Annotated in this window: 13 protein-coding genes and 1 pseudogene; 4 read left to right on the top strand and 10 right to left on the bottom strand. The window is 66.5% G+C overall.

All coding sequences use genetic code 11. The annotated features are described in order from the left end of the window. Window positions 1–78: 78 nt before the first annotated feature. The 4 genes from DIE22_RS29030 to DIE22_RS29045 form a co-directional block, all read right to left on the bottom strand. On the bottom strand, window positions 79–2,964 hold the full coding sequence (locus DIE22_RS29030) for a bifunctional YncE family protein/alkaline phosphatase family protein (RefSeq protein ID WP_124606619.1): 2,886 nt from the start codon (window positions 2,962–2,964) through the stop codon (window positions 79–81). A gap of 268 nt (window positions 2,965–3,232) precedes the next feature. Then, a complete protein-coding gene (locus DIE22_RS29035) occupies window positions 3,233–5,167 on the bottom strand; it encodes an SMP-30/gluconolactonase/LRE family protein (protein WP_124606620.1) in 1,935 nt (644 codons plus the stop codon). 437 nt (window positions 5,168–5,604) lie between these two features. Beyond that, window positions 5,605–6,909 carry a dicarboxylate/amino acid:cation symporter gene (locus DIE22_RS29040; RefSeq protein ID WP_124606621.1) on the bottom strand — a complete coding sequence of 435 codons (1,305 nt, stop codon included), beginning with the start codon at window positions 6,907–6,909 and terminating at the stop codon, window positions 5,605–5,607. A gap of 345 nt (window positions 6,910–7,254) precedes the next feature. Beyond that, window positions 7,255–8,460 (bottom strand): MFS transporter, encoded by a 1,206-nt coding sequence (locus DIE22_RS29045; RefSeq protein WP_124606622.1) that lies wholly within the window; start codon window positions 8,458–8,460, stop codon window positions 7,255–7,257. A 91-nt stretch (window positions 8,461–8,551) separates the two neighbouring features. Here DIE22_RS29045 and DIE22_RS29050 point away from each other — a divergent pair. From DIE22_RS29050 to DIE22_RS29065, 4 genes and pseudogenes are all read left to right on the top strand, one after another. Continuing rightward, window positions 8,552–8,641, top strand: a pseudogene (locus tag DIE22_RS29050) (bacterioferritin); the annotation flags it as partial. 163 nt (window positions 8,642–8,804) lie between these two features. Next, window positions 8,805–10,952, top strand: coding sequence for a TonB-dependent siderophore receptor (locus DIE22_RS29055; protein ID WP_185640707.1), 2,148 nt, complete (start codon window positions 8,805–8,807; stop codon window positions 10,950–10,952). A gap of 223 nt (window positions 10,953–11,175) precedes the next feature. Then, window positions 11,176–11,793 carry a LysE family translocator gene (locus DIE22_RS29060; RefSeq protein ID WP_124500568.1) on the top strand — a complete coding sequence of 206 codons (618 nt, stop codon included), beginning with the start codon at window positions 11,176–11,178 and terminating at the stop codon, window positions 11,791–11,793. A gap of 107 nt (window positions 11,794–11,900) precedes the next feature. Beyond that, a complete protein-coding gene (locus DIE22_RS29065; protein ID WP_124500569.1) occupies window positions 11,901–12,149 on the top strand; it encodes a hypothetical protein in 249 nt (82 codons plus the stop codon). 123 nt (window positions 12,150–12,272) lie between these two features. Here DIE22_RS29065 and DIE22_RS29070 read toward each other — a convergent pair whose 3' ends face one another. The 6 genes from DIE22_RS29070 to DIE22_RS29095 all read right to left on the bottom strand — a co-directional run bounded on the left by DIE22_RS29070 (window position 12,273) and on the right by DIE22_RS29095 (window position 17,821). Continuing rightward, window positions 12,273–13,631 (bottom strand): MFS transporter, encoded by a 1,359-nt coding sequence (locus tag DIE22_RS29070; RefSeq protein WP_124606623.1) that lies wholly within the window; start codon window positions 13,629–13,631, stop codon window positions 12,273–12,275. Window positions 13,632–13,794: 163 nt separating this feature from the next. Next, window positions 13,795–14,181, bottom strand: a complete 387-nt coding sequence (gene pcaC / locus DIE22_RS29075; protein ID WP_006749282.1) for a 4-carboxymuconolactone decarboxylase — start codon at window positions 14,179–14,181, stop codon at window positions 13,795–13,797. A 10-nt stretch (window positions 14,182–14,191) separates the two neighbouring features. Next, window positions 14,192–14,977: a 3-oxoadipate enol-lactonase gene (gene pcaD / locus DIE22_RS29080; protein ID WP_124500572.1), complete on the bottom strand. Its 786-nt coding sequence runs from the start codon at window positions 14,975–14,977 to the stop codon at window positions 14,192–14,194. A 13-nt stretch (window positions 14,978–14,990) separates the two neighbouring features. Beyond that, entirely contained in the window at window positions 14,991–16,349 is a 1,359-nt protein-coding gene (locus tag DIE22_RS29085) for a 3-carboxy-cis,cis-muconate cycloisomerase (protein ID WP_124606624.1), read from the bottom strand. 88 nt (window positions 16,350–16,437) lie between these two features. After that, window positions 16,438–17,094: a CoA transferase subunit B gene (locus tag DIE22_RS29090; RefSeq protein WP_124500574.1), complete on the bottom strand. Its 657-nt coding sequence runs from the start codon at window positions 17,092–17,094 to the stop codon at window positions 16,438–16,440. Window positions 17,095–17,104: 10 nt separating this feature from the next. Continuing rightward, window positions 17,105–17,821: a 3-oxoacid CoA-transferase subunit A gene (locus tag DIE22_RS29095; protein WP_006756646.1), complete on the bottom strand. Its 717-nt coding sequence runs from the start codon at window positions 17,819–17,821 to the stop codon at window positions 17,105–17,107. Between the last annotated feature and the right edge of the window lie 46 nt (window positions 17,822–17,867).

Below are 17,867 nucleotides of genomic sequence, written 5' to 3' on the forward strand. Positions count from 1 at the left end.
ACCCTGGCCGCACACCTCGTGAAAAAACACAGGTCCTCCCGCCGGGAGGGCCTGCTTCCACATCGACCAATCGAACGATCAGTCGTCGTCGCGGCTCGCCACCTTCTGCGTCACGCCCCTGAGCTTCGGATAAGGCTGCGCCCCCATCATGCCCTTCCACAGCACGCGGTTGAACTGATCGGCCGGCACCTCGTCGGCATCGTCGAAGTCGAACTTCGCCGTCACCTTCGCCCAGTACGCCGCGTCATGCTTCGGCGTGACATCCGGCCCGGCCGCGTATTGCAGCGCGTTCACGCCCGCCCCTTCGGCCAGGCGCAGCCCGGTGCCCTTCAGCGCCGTCGACGCGACGGCCGTGTAGCTCCACGACGCCGGGCCGTGCACGTCGAACACGTCGGTCATCGGCCGCTGGTAGGCGGTATTCAGGTTCATGTGCTGCGTGCCGAGCACGTCCTCGATCGTGCGCAGCGCATTGACCTGGCTGTAGCGCGTCCGGATCACCGCGCCCTGCTTCACGTATGGCCCGACGATGTATGCGGGCCCGCGATGCGAATCCACGTGGTCGGGACCATCCTGCACATCGTCCTCGGTCACGACGATCAGCGTGTCGTTCGCATACGGGCTCTTCGCGACGGCCTCGACGAGCCGGCCGACGGCCAGGTCGTTGTCTGCCTGCTGCGTTTCCGGCGTGTTCACGCCGGCGAACGCCGTGCCGAACGCCCCCATGTGATCGTGGGACAGGCGCACCAGCGACAGCGTCGGCAGGTTGCCGCTCGCGACATACTGGTCGAACTCGCGTTTCCACTCGTCGAGGCGCCACTGGTCCGGATAGTTCTGGTCGAAGCCGCGGAAATACCCATCCGTCATCGACGCGAGCCGCGGATCGAGCGCGGCGGCCTGGACGACACCGGCCGCGTGCGGGTCGACGATCGGGTTTGCGGCCGTGCCGATGCTGCCGATGTTGTTCACGAGGAAACCGTAGTTGCGGACCGTGCCGCCGCCGGCGAGCACCGCATCGAAGATGTAGCCGCGCTGCCGGCCGAACGGCGCATCGGACGACGCATGGTTGCCCGTGCCCGGCAGCAGGTTCGCCGCGCCGCCCGGCAGGCCCGCGGCCGCGTTGCTGTAGTTCGTGGTGCCGGCCGGGCCGGCGGCCGCATCGCGCTGCTGCACCGTTTCCCAGTTGACCGGCACGCTGCGGTTCGTGCCCTCGCTCTCGTACGACAAGCCGCGATTGACCGCCGCGTAGTTGATCTGCTGGGTGATCGTCTCCGTGTTGGTGACGCGCCCCTGGAGCGCCCACGACCAGCCGTCCATGCTGCCGTCGCCCGGGTTCATGAAGTTGTCGAGCGTCACGAACTGGCTCGCCAGCCGATGGAAGTTCGGCGTGATGTTCCGGCCGAACTGGGCCAGCCGCGGATCGCCATTGGCGCCGTTGCCGATATCGCCGAGCACCTGGTCGAACGTGCGGTTTTCCTTGACGACGTAGATCACGTGCTTGATGTGACGGCGCAGGAAGCCCATCACCTCGTTATCCCTGTCGTTGTCTTCCGGACGATAGAAGTTGTTGCGCGCGGCCTGCTGCGTCAGCGCCGGCAGCTCGTTGGCCGCCGGCACCGGCGCGCTCACGAGCGACGCGCGCTCGAGCTGGAACTGGTATTCGTTCGACGCGCGCGACGCGGCGGCCTGTGCCGGGGTCGCGCCGAACAGATGGTCCGGGTTCGGACCGGTCGTACTCTTGCCGTTCACCACGTACATCCACGTGCCGTCCGCGCTGAACGTCACGTCGTGCGGCTCGAAGGCGGTCGGAATCAATCCGGTGACGCGATACGCGCGATCGCCGACGAGCGGGATGACGGCGATTTCGTTCGCACCGGCGTTGGTCGCATACAGCGTTCGGCCATCGCGCGACAGCGTGACCGCATACGTCGCCGCACCCGTGTGCGCCGGGCCGTGCGCGAGTACGCCGGCCGGCGCGCGCGCGTCGATCCGGGTCACGACCGCGTTGGTGTTCGTGTTGATCACCGCGACCTGGTCGGCGTTGTCCTGGGCGACGAACAACATCGATTGTGGCGCATCGAGCGTCATGCCGAGCGCGTTGCCGTCCAGCTTGATGCGCTTGACCAGGCGGCCGCGAGACGGCGACGAAACGTCGACCGCGACGATTTCGCGATCGCGATCCGACGACACGTATGCGATGCCGTTGCCCTTCACGACGACCGCGAACGGGAACGTGCCGCCCGCGTCACCGTTGCGGCCTTCGTTGCCGGAGAAGAACGGGCGCAGATCGTGCTCGTAGCGCACGTTGTTGGTCGCGGTGTCGATCACGCTGATCGAGTCGTTGTAGTTGTTCGCGACGACGAGCGTCTTCCCGTCGGCCGACAACGCGAGCCCGGCCGCGTTCGGCTGCACGCGGATGCCGACGCCCTTGCCGCCATGGCCGAGCGCGATCGTCGTCGACAGCGCCCACGTGCCGCCGTGCTGCGCATAGACGTAGACCGCGTCGTCGCTGCCGCCGGTCGCATAGAGCCTGCTCCCGTCGTGCGAGAACGCCAGGCCGACGAACGCGTTGGTCTGCTGAAGCACCTGCCTGAGCACCGGGCGCGTCTTGTTCGCGCCCGCGACGTCGTACAGGAAGATGAATTGCGTCGAGGCCGCGGTGTCCACCGAACCGTCCGGCTTGTACAACGAGTTCTGGCCGGCGGTGATGATCGCCAGCGTCTTGCCGTCCGGGCTCAATTGCGAGCGCACGGCCTCACCCGCGACGAAATGCGGATAGGCCGGCAGCCCGGGATTCAGGAACTGCTGGAGCGCGCCACGCACGGCCAGCGGTGTGACGAACTGACCGCTCGGCACGCGGGCGGCATCGGCGTTGCTGGAACTGTCCGCCTGCACCTGCGACGCAAGCAGCACGGCCGACATGACGGCTCCGAGTCGGAGCGCGCGCTTGACCTGGCTATTTTTCATAGGAATCCTCTGTACTTGTGGAGCGATTACCGTTTGACGTGTCCGGCATGATCCTCGCCTCGTCTGCCCGTGTCGCGCGGTGGCGAGGGCCCGTGCCAATCGATCGAAGGGGTTGCGTCGGCTATCGCCGACGTGCCGGAATTACATCGCCGCCCAGTGTCAAGCGGATGACCGGTTCCATTGCGGGCCGGCTTATTACACATCGTTACAGCGAAGGCGTTTCGATGACAGCCATCGAGGTGTCATCGTTGCACTCGAGGCCCTGCCCTCAAGGCGTCCACCGATACACGGTGATGCTGTTCCCCTTCACGTTGTTCTTCGTCACCACGTATTCGCCGTTCGCGCGGCGGTACGCGCGCACGCTGACCATCGCATCGATCGCGCTGCTGGTGTCCACGGTCGCCGGGCTCGCATTGACGAGCGTCGTGTCGAGATTGCCGGTGTCGAGGTTGAATGCGTCGATGTTCGGCCACAGCGGCCCGCTGCTGCTGAACCAGTAGCCGACGAACAGATGGTTGCCGGCCGCGTCGATCGACTTCGCGCCGCTGTGCGGCAGCGTGATCACCGGATTCGGCTTCGTCGTGTTGCCCGCGCTCCAGCCGTGATACACCTCGATGCGCGTGCCGATCGACGTCCAGTCGGTGCTTCCGACGACGCCCTGCGCGAGCACCATCGTGTCGCTGTCGGCGAGATAGACGATGCGCGTCAGCGGCTGGATGCTGGCCGGCACCGGCGTCGCCACGCCCGGCCCCCACGACGGCTTGCCGCTCGCGTCGAAGCCGGCCAGCGGATAGTGATAAATGGCGCCGGTCTTGTCGAGCCCGGCCCATACGCCGCCCTTGCTGTCGAGGCTGAAACCGGCCGACACGCGCCGGGTCGTGTTGAACGCGGGCCCCGGGATCGCCCCGTCCGGGATCGCGACGTAGCCGTTGGCTGCGTTGAAGTGGAAGAAGTAATAGATCGGCGGATTCTGTCCGGCTGCAACGAGGATCCGGTTCGCGCCGACCGACGTCAGCAGCCCGAAGTGCTCGTCGCGCTGGGTGTCGCTCATATTGATGCGCGGGTCCGACGGATACGTGAACGGATCGACCGTGTTCGCGACGAAGGTGCCGCCCGCGGTGCCGCTGTATATGTGCGTGCCGCTGTAGAACAGCGCGCCGTCCGTGACCGGATCCGGTGCGGCGATGCCTTCGAAGTTGAGCGACTGCAGCGTCCAACGCAGGCTGCCGGCGCTGCTGTACGCGTGAATGTCGGTCGCGCCGTTGCGGCCGAGATCCCAGCTGCCGCCCCACGGGTTGTTGAGCACGTAGAGGTTGCCAGCCGTATCCTTGCCGATCCCGGCGATGCGCGTGAAACGCTTCGCGCCGACCTGCCCCTTGATGCCCGTCGTCGTGTCGAGATAGCCGCCGCGCACGCCGAACGTGCCGGCCAGCGCAGGCCGGCCCGACACGCCATAGCGCTTGATGTTCATCTCGGGGCCTTCGTCGCCGACCATCAGCTGTCCCGCCGCCGCATCGAAATAGAGCGCCGACGGCTGCGCCCCGGCGGTCAGCCGGATCGTGTTCAGCAGTGCACCGGCCGGGCTGAATTCGACGATCGAGCCTGCGCTTTTCTGCGCGACCCAGACGTTGCCCGCCGAGTCGACCGCAAGCGCGCCCGGCGCGGACACGTTGATGTCCCGCTGCCAGACGCCGTCGGTCGTAAACACCCGCACGCGATTGCCGTAGAAATCGCTCGCATAGAGCAGCGAGCCGGCCGTGGCGAGCCCGGTGACGACGTCGATGCGCGGCTGGTTGGTCGCCGCGGCGACCTGGATGAGCTTGTCGCGCAAGCGCGTCGCGCGGTTGTAGCGCCCGACCGCGCCGCTGCCGTAGCCGCTGCCGGGCTGCAGCGCGACGAACAGCGACGCCGCGTTGCCCGTGATCGCGCTGCCCTGGAATTCCGCATGCGTGCCGATCGAGCCGACGCTCTTGCCGTTCTGGTAGATCGCGACACCGCCTTCATACTCGTCCCACATCGACGCCGTGTAGATCACGCCTTCAGGCGCAACCCACATCGACCGCGCGACGTTGCCGACGTGCGCCGCGAGTGTGCCGTAGGTGTTCGCCAGCCAGTCGGTGGTGTTACCCGCATGTCCAGCCGGCGCAATCGCGGCGATCGCGACAGCGAGCAGCACGGCCTGAATCGGTTTTCTGGCGACCATGGCTGATGCTCTCCTGAATGGTGGAATCATTCGCGTGACGGGGCAGCCGGATGACTGGAAATCGGCAATGCGTAAATACTTCCGCTGAATCATCCGGCGCGGTCGGTATTACATCGCCGGCATTCGATAATCGGCAGCGTCGAGAATAGCTTTATATAAATCGAAAAAAATTGCGAACCGCTGTCGCAGACGGCGCGCGCGACTGCGCGAGAGTGAATGATCACTTACGCGTTTGCGCTTGATATCGGGGAAAGTCGGGTTTGCGCCTGCGCGAATATCGCCGCGTGTTCAAATGCGGCGCATTGCAATAACGGAGGGGAATTTCGGCGAATCGGGAAAATCGCCGAATGCGGATAAAGGAATGACCGCTGGCGGGTATCGCGCCGGCCTGAATCCAGGTCGAATCCAGGCCGGCACACATTACTGCAACAGGGAAATCACGCGGACGTCGCCGTCTCCCGCACCTCCACCTGCTTGACCTCGCTGCCGCCCGCATCCGCGTCGTCGCGCGGATCGCCGAGCTGGCCCTCCCACTTCGCGACCACGGCCGCCGCGATCGAGTTGCCGACCGCGTTGGTGGCCGAGCGCCCCATGTCGAGGAACATGTCGACGCCCATGATCAGCAGCAGGCCGGCTTCCGGCAGATGGAACTGGTTGAGCGTCGCCGCGATCACGACGAGCGATGCGCGCGGCACGCCCGCCATCCCCTTCGACGTCACCATCAGCATCAGCAGCATCGTGATCTGCGTGCCGAACGGCAGGTCGATCCCGTACACCTGCGAGATGAACAGCACCGCGAACGTGCAGTACATCATCGAGCCGTCGAGGTTGAACGAATACCCGATCGGCAGCACGAAGCTCGAAATCTTGCGATTCACGCCGAAACGGTCGAGCGCGTCGAGCAGCTTCGGGTACGCGGCTTCGGAGCTCGCCGTCGCGAACGACAGCAGGAACGGCTCGCGAATCAGGCGGATCAGCGTGAACGCACGCTTGCCGAGGAACGTCACGCCGGCGAGCGTCAGCACGCCCCACAGCAACGCCAGCGCCAGATAGAAGCTCGCCATGAACTTCGCGAACGTGAGCAGGATGCCGAGCCCTTCCGTCGTGATCGTCGACGCCAGCGCGGCGAACACCGCGACCGGCGCGAACCACATCACCGCGCCCGTCACCTTCAGCATGACCTGCGCGAGATCGTCGATCACGCCGGTCAGGCGCTTGCCGGCGTCGCCGAGCGCCGACAGCGCGGTGCCGAAGAAGATCGAGAACACGACGATCTGCAGGATCTCGTTGTTCGCCATCGCCTCGGCGATCGACTTCGGCACCAGGTGGACGACGAAGTCCTTCAGCGTGAACGCGCCCGTCTTCAGGTTGAGCGCCGCATCGGCGGCCGGCAGCGGCAGGCTGAGATGGCTGCCCGGCTTCAGGATCGTCGCGGTCACGAGGCCGAGCACCAGCGACGTGAACGACGCGATGAAGAACCAGCCGAACGCCTTCACGCCCACGCGGCCGACCGACCCGCTGTCGCCCATCTGCGCGATGCCGACCGTCAGCGTCGCGAACACCAGCGGCGCGATGATCATCTTGATCAGCCGCAGGAACACGTCGGACAGCAGCGACACGTAGCCGGCGACTTCCCTGGCCATTTTCGGGTCGGGAAACGCGCCATGACAGGCGTAGCCCACGGCGATACCCAGCGCCATCGCTATGACGATGTACCGGGTGATGTTGTGCTTCTTCTTCATTAGCAATCCAAATTATAGAACGTGTGTTTCCAACGGCAGGTCGATCGCCGGCATCGAAATGGACACGGAATTCCGCGCGCGCGGCGCACGCCGCTTCGAGTGCCCGAGTTCGTCCGTGGACGTGGCCACGGCGAACAGGGGGGGCATTCTATCGCAAACGGCGGACCATCTTTCAAATCTGAAAGCAGCGGGCGGGGAAGGTGGCAGGACGGGCTTTCGCCGGGCGGGGGCGCGGGGATCCAGGGGCCCGGTGTGCCGCGACGCGGGTCCGGTCTTCGGGCACCGTCGTGCCCGCCCGTCAGGTCGGCCTTGCGCGGGACGTGGGCGAACCCGGCAGGCGACCCATCACGCCGCCGGCGTGCCCGGTCGCGGCATGAACCGGCACAGGCACAGCGGCACCACGACCAGCGCAGCGCCGGCGAGAAACGTGGTCGATGCGCCAAAACGCGTCCACAGCGCGCCGGCGATGCTGCTCGCGAGCAGCATGCAGATACCGCTCACCAGGTTGAATACGCCGAACGCAGTCCCGCGCAGCGTGGCCGGCGAGGTTTCCGACACCATCGCGGCGAGGATGCCCTGCGTAAAGCCCATGTGCAGCCCCCATACGGCCACCCCGGTGAACATCGAGATCGTCGATGTGCCGATGCCGAGCAGCAGGTCGGCCGCGATCAGCAGCACCATGCCGGCCGCGAGCAGCACGCGGCGATCGAGCCGGTCCGACAACGCGCCGACCGGCCACGCGGACAGCGAATAGGCGATGCTCATCGCGACCATCACGGCCGGGATCCACGCAGCATCGAGCCCGGTTTGCTGCGCACGCAAGATCAGGAACGCCTCGCTGAAGCGCGCGAGCGTAAACGTCGCGCCGGCCGCGACGACGAACCAGTAGCCACGGGGAAACTCGCGCAGCGCGCTCCAGCGCAGCGGCGAGTGAAAGCGCCGCTGCGGTTTCGCCTGATCGGGTTCGCGCACGCCGAAGACGATCAGCACGATCGCGGCGAAGGCCGGTACCACGGCGAACCACAGCACGGTCCGGATCTGGTCCCCGTACCAGAGCATCAGCACGATCGCGAGCATCGGGCCGAGAAACGCGCCCACCGTATCCATCGACTGACGCAGGCCGAAGCACGCGCCGCGGATTTCGGGCGGGGCGACGTCGGCTACCAGCGCGTCGCGCGGCGCGCCGCGAATGCCCTTGCCGACGCGATCGAGCAGGCGGGCCGTCACGACGACTGCCGGCGTGGACGCCAGCGGAAACAACGGCTTGGTCAACGCCGCGAGTCCGTAGCCGACCAGCAGCAGACCCTTGCGGCGCCCGAGCCAGTCGCTGATCGCGCCGGAGAACACCTTGACGATCATCGCGGTCGCTTCGGCCGCCCCTTCGAGGATGCCGAGCGCGACGACGCTCATCCCCATCGTCGACACCAGATAGATCGGCAGCAACGCATGGATCAGCTCGGACGACAGGTCCATGAACAGGCTCACGAGGCCCAATGCCCATACGGTCCGTGGAATCGCAGGCTTGCCGGCAATCGGTGAGGGTGCGCTCATGACGGGTCGACATCAAGGTTAGGTGCGGCGTGTGCCGGCGTTTCGTGTCGCAGCGCGTGCGCCGTTTCACGGGAATGCGTCGGCGGCCAGGGAACGCATCGCTTGCTGCGAATCGGTACAGGACTACGTGTCCCGGGAGATTATCGAGCACATTCTGGACGAGACCGAAACGCATCTCGACTGAATCGACACGCAGTTCGTGACGAAGGTGCCGTTGCACGGCACAAACATCAGACAAATCAAAAATCTAGCGGCGACACAACACTTGTTGACCTTCCGTTCCTTTCAAATGATAATGCGTCGCATTCTGAAATTACGAATCATTACATACGACGGATTGGGAGATGAGACGAGTATTGCACCCGGCACGACGAGCCGTACTGGCCGCCGTTGCGTGCCAGCCGATCATGGTTGGCGCGGCCTTCGCGCAGGAAAACACGACTGCACCGACGAGCACGCCGACCAACGTGTTGCCGGCCGTGTCGGTGAGCGCGAGCGCGCTTCGCGATCCGGGAGAAGGTTACAACCCGTCGAACGCGGTCAGCGCCACCCGGATCGATGCGCCGCTGCGCGATATCCCGCAGACGGTGAACGTGATCACGGCCGAAGTGATGCGTGATCAGCACGCAAATTCCCTGCAAGACGTGTTGAAGAACGTCGCGGGTGTCGGGTTTTCCACCGGCGACGGTCAGCGCGACCAGGTCACCATTCGCGGCTTCTCCGCGATTGCCGACCAGTTCGTCGACGGCATTCGCGACGATGCGCTGTATTTCCGCGATCTGTCGAACGTCGACCGGGTGGAAGTCGTCAAGGGCCCTGCCGCCGTTCTTTATGGCCGAGGTTCTTCAGGTGGGCTAATCAATCGTGTGACGAAAAAACCCGGAATCGACGTCACCAACCTGGGTGTCAGCTACGGCGCGTGGGCCGATCGTCGGGTCGAAGCCGACGTCGGACGCGTGCTCGCGAACGGCGCGGCCGCTTTCCGCATAACCGGGGCGCACGAAGAAGCCAAGAGCTATCGGTCGCAGCAGTTTCTGAATCGCACGGCGGTCGCGCCGTCGTTCGAATTCCGCATTGCGCCGAAGACGACGGTGTTGCTGCAGGCCGACTACCTCGAGGATCGCCGCGTGACGGACTTCGGCATCCCGGCCTACAAGGGACGGCCGGTCGACGTGCCGGCATCCGCGTATTACGGCGCGGCGAACGCCGGCGAGGTCGACTACTCGCGCTCGCGTGTGTATTCGAGCACCGCGACGATCAAGCACGAGTTCAACGAACAGTGGTCAATCCGCAACGCCACTCGCTACTATCACTATTCGCTCGACCGGAACAACACGCTCGTCGGCAGCGTCAACGAAGCGAACCGGACGTTCACGCTGAATCACGGGAACGTCTATCGCGAGGAACACGGCTGGTTCAACCAGACCGATCTCACGCAAAAGGCCACGCTGTTCGGCATGAAGCACGAGTTGCTGTACGGGATGGAAATCGGCCAGCAGAACAAGGATCTCGTCAATTATTCGGCGCCCGTCACCGGCGCGAACGGCAAGCCGGTGAACTTCGACCTGTTCGCGCCGGCGCTGCCGACGCTGCCGCTGCACACGTCGACCACGCCGGCCGCCAACAACCTCGGCATCTTCAAGACGCTCGGGTTCTACACGCAGGACCTGATCAGCTTCAACGATCAGTGGAAGGCGCTGCTCGGCATCCGCTACGATCGCTTCGAGCAGGAGACGCTCGACCGCCGTCCCAAACAGCCGGGCCTGTCGCGTACCGACACGGCATGGAGCCCGCGCCTGGGCCTGGTCTGGCAGCCGACCCGGACGCAGTCGTACTACGTGTCGTGGAGCCGCTCGTTCCAGCCTTCGGGCGAGGCGTTCTCGCTCGCGGCCAATAATGCGGAGCTCGCTCCGGAAACCACGACCAATACCGAGATCGGCGCGAAATACGACTGGCTTGGCGGCAAGGCCAGCACGACGATATCGGTGTTCCGGCTGGATCGCAGCAACATCAAGGTCGCCAATGCGACCAATACGGCACTGATTCCGATCGGCGAGCAGCGGACCGACGGCGTGGAACTCAGCGGCGCAGCCGAGCTCAGCCATGGCTGGCGCGTGCTGGCAGGCTACGCGTATCTGGATGCAACCGTCACCCACTCGACCGCTGCATTGCAGGGCAAGCGGGCCACGCTCACGCCGCGTCACTCCGGCAATCTGTGGCTGACCAAGAATCTCGGCAGCGGCTTCGGCGTCGGCGGCGGCCTGAACTTCGTCGGCGCACGCATGGCCGATCCGCAGAACACCGTGACCTTGCCGGGCTACGTGACGGCCGACATGATGGCCTGGTACGCGCACGGACCGATGTCGCTCCAGTTGAACCTCTACAACCTGTTCAACAAGGGCTATATCGTCTCGGCACACGGCTCGAGCCCCAACCTCAACATGCCGGGGGCACCGCGTAGCGTCATGGCGACGTTGCGATACGAGATGTAGAAGCGGAAGGTTGCCGACGATGCGTGCGGTCCGGCCGGCGACCGCACGCGGCCTGCCTCGTCGGCAATAGATAGACGCGCGCACGCGGGCGACGCCGCTGATCATCTCGTCGACAGCCCCTCCCCCGTACCGGCAATCGCCAGTCAAACTGTACCGGTACTGTACAGAAAACCGTCGCTACACTGACTCCCTCCCTGTCTCGAACACGAATGGAGAATCCGCGATGGAATTCCTCACCTTGAGCGCATTGCCCGCCGGCATGCTGTTCGCGCTCGTCACGACGATCACGCCCGGCCCGAACAACACGATGCTGCTCGCGTCCGGCGTCAATTTCGGTTTCCGCCGCACGATGCCGCACTTGTTCGGCATCAGCATCGGCGTCGCGATCCTGATGCTCTGCGTCGGGTTCGGGCTCGGCGAGGTGTTCAAGCGCGTCCCGCTGCTGTATACGATCCTCGAAGCCGCGAGCGTCGCGTACCTGCTGTACCTCGCCTGGCGCATCGGCACGTCCGGCGAAGTGAACGCTCACGGCGCCAAGCCGCGGCCGATGACGTTCATCGAAGCCGCCGCGTTCCAGTGGGTCAATCCGAAGGCGTGGATGATGGTGCTGACCGCCGCGACGACGATCCGCCTGTCCGCCGACTACGGGATGAACGCCGCGTGGATGGCCGTCGTGTTCATCCTGATCGGCTTTCCGTGCATCAGCCTGTGGGCCGCATTCGGCCTCGGCCTGCGCCGCTTCCTGTCGAACCGCCGTGCGTTGCGCATCTTCAACGTGACGATGGCCGTGCTGCTGATCCTGTCGCTGTATCCGCTCATCGCGCACCTGCTGCCGCAGTGAGCGCTCACAGCGCGCCCGTTGAGATTCACGCAGGGCAGGCGTACCCTTTTGGTACGGGCGCGCACAACCGCTTCGGCGGTTGCGCCGCTGCTTCCGGGAGATTGCCGATGAAGCCACTGCTGAGAACGGGCGAGCACATCGAGGGCATGCACTGGATCGCCGAGTATCACCCGCTGACGCACGAGATCCGCGTGCTGCGTGAAGACATCGAGATCGGCACCTACTGCGCGCCGCCGACAATGTTCGGCGAAGAGGAAGACATGGGCGCCGCGAACCTCGCCGATCATCGCAGCCGGGAGGCCGCGCTGCGCGCGTATCTGCGCAACTTCGTCAAGGAACACGACGCGGCGGAGTAGCGGCGCGACGGCCATGACGTCAACGGGCCGCGAATGCGGCCCGGTCTGATGTTGCGTGTCGGCCGGCTTACGACCCTCCGCCGCAGCCATAAGGCCGGCGCACCGCCCCGGCCTCGCGCCTGCTCAATGCCCGAGCGACTCGATCTTGCCGGGCGGCTGCGCGACGCCGTGCGGCCGCGCCGCCTGCTTGATCAGCAACGCGAGACACGCGAGCAGGCCCGCGACCGCGATCGTCGCGAACACGCCCGCGAACGAGAAGTGCCGGCGCGTCAGTTCGGCGACGAGGAACGACCCGGCAATCCCGCCGAAGCGGCCGACACCCAGCATCCACGCCACGCCCGTGCCACGCCCTTCGGTTGGATAGAACGCGGCGGCGAGCGCCGGCATCGACGATTGCGCGGTGTTCATCAGCACGCCGGCGATGAATACGACCAGCACGAGCAACCCCACATTCCCCGCCGCCTGCCCGATCGCATACACGCTGATCGCGGTCAGCGCATAGCACACCGCGATCACGCGGTTCGCGTTGAAGCGGTCCATCAATACGCCGCACAGCACCGCGCCGACGCCGCCGAGCGGGAACAGCGCGGAGATCAGCGTCGCGCTCTTCGGTGTCAGGCCGGCGTCCTTCAGCAGGATCGGCATCCAGTTGATCGACGCGTAGAAGATCACGAGGCCCATGAAGTACGCGAGCCACAGCATCACCGAGCCGACGAGGTACGAGCGTGACAGCACGACACCGATCCCCTTGCTGCCGGTGTGCGGCGCGGCTTCGGTCATCGCGAACGAACCGGCGTTCAGCGCGTCGCGCGAGATCCGGGCGAGCGTCGCGCGGATCCGGTCGACACTCTGGCCCTGCGCGACCATGAAGCGCACCGATTCGGGCATCTTCAGCAGCAGCAGCACGCCGAGCAGCAGCGGCGTCACGCCGCCGAGCATCAGCACGCTGCGCCAGCCGAAATGCGGAATCATCCACGCGGCGAGAAAGCCGCCGAACGCGGCGCCGAGCGGGAAGCCGCAGAACATCAGGTTGATCACGGTCGCGCGGCGCTTGTCCGGGCAGAACTCGCCCATCATCGTGACCGCGTTCGGCATCGCGGCGCCGAGACCGACGCCGGTGATGAAACGCAGGATCGTCAGGTGCCCGATGGTGTTCGAGAATGCGGAAACAAGACACGCGACACCGAACAGGAACACCGAGCCGAGCAGCAGCGAACGGCGCCCGAGACGATCGGACAGCGGGCCCGACACGAGCGCGCCGCAGGCAAGGCCGAACAGCGCGGCGCTCAGCACGGGCGCGAGATCGGGTTTGGTGAGGTTCCATTCGCCCAGCAGCGACGGCGCGATGAAGCCGATCGCGGCCGTATCGAAGCCGTCGAGCAGCACGATCACGAAACACATCAGGAACACGAGCCACTGGAAGCCGCCGAACGGCTGCTCATTAATGAAGGTCTGGACATCGACCACGGTTGCGCGATTCATCGCGAGTCTCCTATGTAAGCAACGCGGCCTCATGGCCGCGCCTTTCCTTGTTCGCGCGCCGATTCGCCGCCGGCGCGTCATGCATCGTCGACACCTGCCGGCTGCGGCAGGCGTCGCGATCGGGTCACGTCCGGCGCGAGCCGGCCGTGTTATTCAGCCGCACCTAGGCGGCCCCATCCTGTTCCTTGAAGATCTTGTCCGCGAGATGGAACGCGGAGTTCGCGGCCGGCACGCCGCAGTAGATCGCGGTCTGCAGCAGCACTTCCTTGATCTCGTCGCGCGTCACGCCGTTGTTGCGCGCGGCGCGCAGGTGCAGCGCGAGTTCCTCGCCGCGGTTCAGCGCGACCATCATCGCGATGGTCAGCAGGCTGCGCGTGTGGCGCGGCAGGCCGTCGCGGGTCCAGATCTCGCCCCACGCATAGCGCGTGATCAGGTTCTGGAATTCGTCGGTCACCTCGGTGCGGTTCTCGATCGAACGGTCGACGTGCGCGTCGCCGAGCACCGCGCGACGCACCTTCATCCCTGCTTCATAACGTTGCTGGTCGTCCATCGTCGGTGCCTCACGCGGTCAGGAAGTCGAGCAGCGCGCGGTTGAAGCCGTCGGTGCACTCGATGTTCGAAATGTGCGCGGCGTCGAATTCGACGTGACGCGCGCCGGGAATCGCGGCAGCCAGCGCACGGCCCTGGTCGGGCGGCGTCGACATGTCCTTCGCGCCGGTCACGACGAGTACCGGCAGCGCGATGCCCTTCACTTCCTCGCGCAGGTCGGCCGCGTTCAGCGCGTCGCAGTTCGCCGCGTAACCGTCCTTGTCGGTATGCACGAAGGTGTCGCGGATCGCGTCGAGCAGGCGCGGCTCGCGATCGACGAACGCATCGGTGAACCAGCGCGGCAGCACGGCGTCGGCGAGCGCGGCCATCCCTTCGGCACGCGCCTTCTGCGCGCGCGGCGTCCACACCTCCGGCGAACCGATCTTCGCGGCGGTGTTCGCCAGCACGGCGCGCACGATGCGCGACGGGAAGCGTGCGGCGAGCGCGGCGCCCGTCAGGCCGCCCATCGAGATCCCGCAGAAGTGCGCGCGCTCGATGCCGACGTGGTCGAGCAGGCCGATCACGTCGCCCGCGAGCTGGTCGACCGTGTACGAGCCGGCCGGCGCTTCGGAATGGCCATGGCCGCGCGTGTCGTAGCGCAGGATGTTGAAGTGCTGCGTGAGCGGGCGAATCTGCGGCGCCCACATCTGCAGGTCTGCGCCGAGCGAGTTCGAGAAGACGAGCCACGGCGCGTCGTCGCGCGCGGCACGGTCGATCCGGTAATGCAGTTTCACGCCGTTGACAGTGGCGAAAGGCATCTTGTTCTCCTGGTTATTGCGTGCTCGCGTGCAGCGCGAGCACGGCGTCGACATAGGCCTGCGCCTCGCCGACGTAATGTGCGGGATCGAGCAGCCGCGCGAGCGCGTCGCGCGACAGATTGGCCGATACGGTCGGATCGGCGGCGAGCACGTCGAACAGCGTCGCGCCGGTGCGCACGGCTTCCTTCGACGCATGCTCGACGACGTGGTGCGCGTCGAGCCGGCCGATCCGGTCGCCGAGCGCGAGCATCACGGCTTCGCCGAGGATCAGCCCGTGCGTCAGCTCGAGGTTCGCGGCGAGGCGTTCGGTGTTCACGTCGAGGCCCGCGACGATCTGCGCGATCTGCGCGAGCGCGCCGCCGGTCAGGCGCGCGAGGTCGGGCAGCGCGTCCCATTCGGCCTGCCAGCCGCCGAGCGCGCGCTCGTGCTCCTGGACCATCCCCGCGAACACGGTCGCGACGAGGTTCGGCGCGCGCACCGCGGCGGTCAGCACGGCCGCGCAGCCGACCGGGTTGCGCTTGTGCGGCATCGTCGACGAGCCGCCCTTGCCGGCGGCCGCCGGTTCGCCAAGCTCGCCGACCTCGGTCTGCATCTGCAGCGACACGTCGCGCGCGATCTTGCCGAGCGTGCCGGCCAGCATCCCGAAGCACGACGCGGCTTCCGCGATGCGGTCGCGCTGCGTATGCCACGGCACGGCCGGCGCCGCGAGCTTCAGGTCGGCCGCGAGCGCGGCGCTCACGCCGGCTGCATGCTCGCGCAGGCTCGCCAGCGTGCCGGCGGCGCCGCCGAACTGCAGCACCAGCGCACGCTCGCGCAATTCGGCGAAGCGCGCGCGATGGCGCAGCAGCGCATCGAGCCACTGCGCGAATTTGAGGCCGAGCGTGATCGGCAGCGCCTGCTGCAGCCACGTGCGGCCGATCATCGGCGTCGCGCGATGCGTGCGCGCCAGCGTCGCGAGCGACGTGCACGCTTCGTCGAGCAGCGGCTCGAGCACGTCGAGCGTGTCGCGCAGCTGCAGCACGGTCGCGGTATCGATGATGTCCTGGCTCGTCGCGCCCCAGTGCACGAACTTCGCGGCCTCGGGGTCGTCGGCCTTCACTTGCGCGGTGAGCTGCTTGACGAGCGGAATCGCGAGATTGCCGCCGAGCGCCGCGCCGTGCGCGAGCGCGTCGGCGTCGAGCCGGCCGGCGTCGCACGCGCGTTCGATCGGCGCGACCGCCGCGGCGGGAATCACCTGCCGCGCGGCGAGCGCGCGCGCAAGCGCGGCCTCGACGTCGAGCATCCGCTGGATCGTCGCGCGGGGCGACCAGATCCGGTTGAGCGGCTCGGTGCCGCAGATGAAGGAGGTCAGGCGGGCGCTGTCTTCGAGCATGGCATCAGATTGGGGAAGCGGCGTGCGCCTATTGTCTACCCAAGCGTGCCGGCGTGCGCGCGATCGCGCGCGCCGGCACGCTTGCCGTTCAGGCCGCGGCCTTGCGCGTCGCGTCGATCAGCGGCACGCCGGTCAGCTTCTCCAGTTCGTCGAACGACAGGTCGGTGAAGATCTCGCTCACCGCGAGGCCGTCCGACGTCACGTCGAGCACGGCGAGATCGGTGTAGATGCGGCTCACGCACTGCACGCCGGTCACCGGATACGAGCACTGCGCGACGATCTTGCTCTCGCCCTGTTTCGTCAGGTGTTCCATCATCACGAACACCTGCTTCGCGCCGATCGCGAGGTCCATCGCGCCGCCGACGGCCGGAATCGCATCGGGCGCGCCCGTATGCCAGTTCGCGAGGTCGCCGTTCGCCGACACCTGGAACGCGCCGAGCACGCAGTAGTCGAGGTGGCCGCCGCGCATCATCGCGAACGAATCCGAGTGGTGGAAATACGCGCCGCCGGTGAGCAGCGTCACGTGCTGCTTGCCGGCGTTGATCAGCTCGTCGTCCTCCTCGCCGGGCGCGGGCGCCGGGCCCATGCCGAGCAGGCCGTTCTCGCTGTGCAGGAAGATTTCCTTGGCTCGATCGAGGTGGTTCGCCACCAGCGTCGGCACACCGATGCCGAGATTCACGTACGCGCCTTCGGGGATGTCCTGGGCGACGCGCTTGGCCATTTCATCGCGGGTCAGTCGTTTCATTTCAGTATCCTCAGGCGGCTTGGGATGCGGCACGTTCGGCGGCCAGCTCGGCCGCATGCGCGGCCTGCGGCACTTCGACGACGCGCTGCACGAAAATGCCCGGCGTCACGATGTGTTCCGGGTTCAGCCCGCCGAGCGGCACGACTTCCGACACCTGCACGATCGCGACCTTCGCGGCGCTGGCCATGATCGGCCCGAAGTTGCGCGCGGTCTTGCGATACACCAGGTTGCCCCAGCGGTCGCCCTTGTACGCCTTCACCAGCGCGAAATCGGCGTGGATCGGCGTCTCGAACACATACGACTTGCCGTCGATCACGCGCGTTTCCTTGCCTTCCGCGAGCTTCGTGCCGAAGCCCGTCGGCGTGAAGAAGCCGCCGATGCCGGCGCCCGCCGCGCGGATCCGCTCCGCGAGGTTGCCCTGCGGCACCAGCTCCAGCTCGATCTCGCCCGCGCGGTACAGCGCGTCGAACACTTGCGAGTCGCTCTGGCGCGGGAACGAGCAGATGATCTTGCGCACCCGCTTCGCCTTGAGCAGCGCCGCGAGGCCCGTCTCGCCGTTGCCCGCGTTGTTGTTGACGATCGTCAGGCCGCGCGCGCCCTGCTCGATCAGCGCGTCGATCAGCTCGGACGGCATGCCTGCCGTGCCGAAACCGCCGATCATGATGGTCGCGCCGTCGTGGACGTCCGCGACCGCCGATTGAAGCGATTCGAAAATCTTGTTGACCATGTCTCTTCCTGATACGAACCCGCGGCACGATGCGCGGCCTGTCGAG

Origin of the sequence: Burkholderia sp. Bp9142 (assembly GCF_003853415.1) — a bacterium.
Lineage (GTDB): Bacteria > Pseudomonadota > Gammaproteobacteria > Burkholderiales > Burkholderiaceae > Burkholderia.

What these genes read in the sequence shown, in the direction of transcription:
- DIE22_RS29030 (WP_124606619.1), bottom strand. Translation starts at nt 2,964, where the DNA reads ATGAAAAATAGCCAGGTCAAGCGCGCGCTCCGACTCGGAGCCGTCATG.
- DIE22_RS29035 (WP_124606620.1), bottom strand. Translation starts at nt 5,167, where the DNA reads ATGGTCGCCAGAAAACCGATTCAGGCCGTGCTGCTCGCTGTCGCGATC.
- DIE22_RS29040 (WP_124606621.1), bottom strand. Translation starts at nt 6,909, where the DNA reads ATGAAGAAGAAGCACAACATCACCCGGTACATCGTCATAGCGATGGCG.
- DIE22_RS29045 (WP_124606622.1), bottom strand. Translation starts at nt 8,460, where the DNA reads ATGAGCGCACCCTCACCGATTGCCGGCAAGCCTGCGATTCCACGGACC.
- DIE22_RS29055 (WP_185640707.1), top strand. Translation starts at nt 8,805, where the DNA reads ATGAGACGAGTATTGCACCCGGCACGACGAGCCGTACTGGCCGCCGTT.
- DIE22_RS29060 (WP_124500568.1), top strand. Translation starts at nt 11,176, where the DNA reads ATGGAATTCCTCACCTTGAGCGCATTGCCCGCCGGCATGCTGTTCGCG.
- DIE22_RS29065 (WP_124500569.1), top strand. Translation starts at nt 11,901, where the DNA reads ATGAAGCCACTGCTGAGAACGGGCGAGCACATCGAGGGCATGCACTGG.
- DIE22_RS29070 (WP_124606623.1), bottom strand. Translation starts at nt 13,631, where the DNA reads ATGAATCGCGCAACCGTGGTCGATGTCCAGACCTTCATTAATGAGCAG.
- pcaC (WP_006749282.1), bottom strand. Translation starts at nt 14,181, where the DNA reads ATGGACGACCAGCAACGTTATGAAGCAGGGATGAAGGTGCGTCGCGCG.
- pcaD (WP_124500572.1), bottom strand. Translation starts at nt 14,977, where the DNA reads ATGCCTTTCGCCACTGTCAACGGCGTGAAACTGCATTACCGGATCGAC.
- DIE22_RS29085 (WP_124606624.1), bottom strand. Translation starts at nt 16,349, where the DNA reads ATGCTCGAAGACAGCGCCCGCCTGACCTCCTTCATCTGCGGCACCGAG.
- DIE22_RS29090 (WP_124500574.1), bottom strand. Translation starts at nt 17,094, where the DNA reads ATGAAACGACTGACCCGCGATGAAATGGCCAAGCGCGTCGCCCAGGAC.
- DIE22_RS29095 (WP_006756646.1), bottom strand. Translation starts at nt 17,821, where the DNA reads ATGGTCAACAAGATTTTCGAATCGCTTCAATCGGCGGTCGCGGACGTC.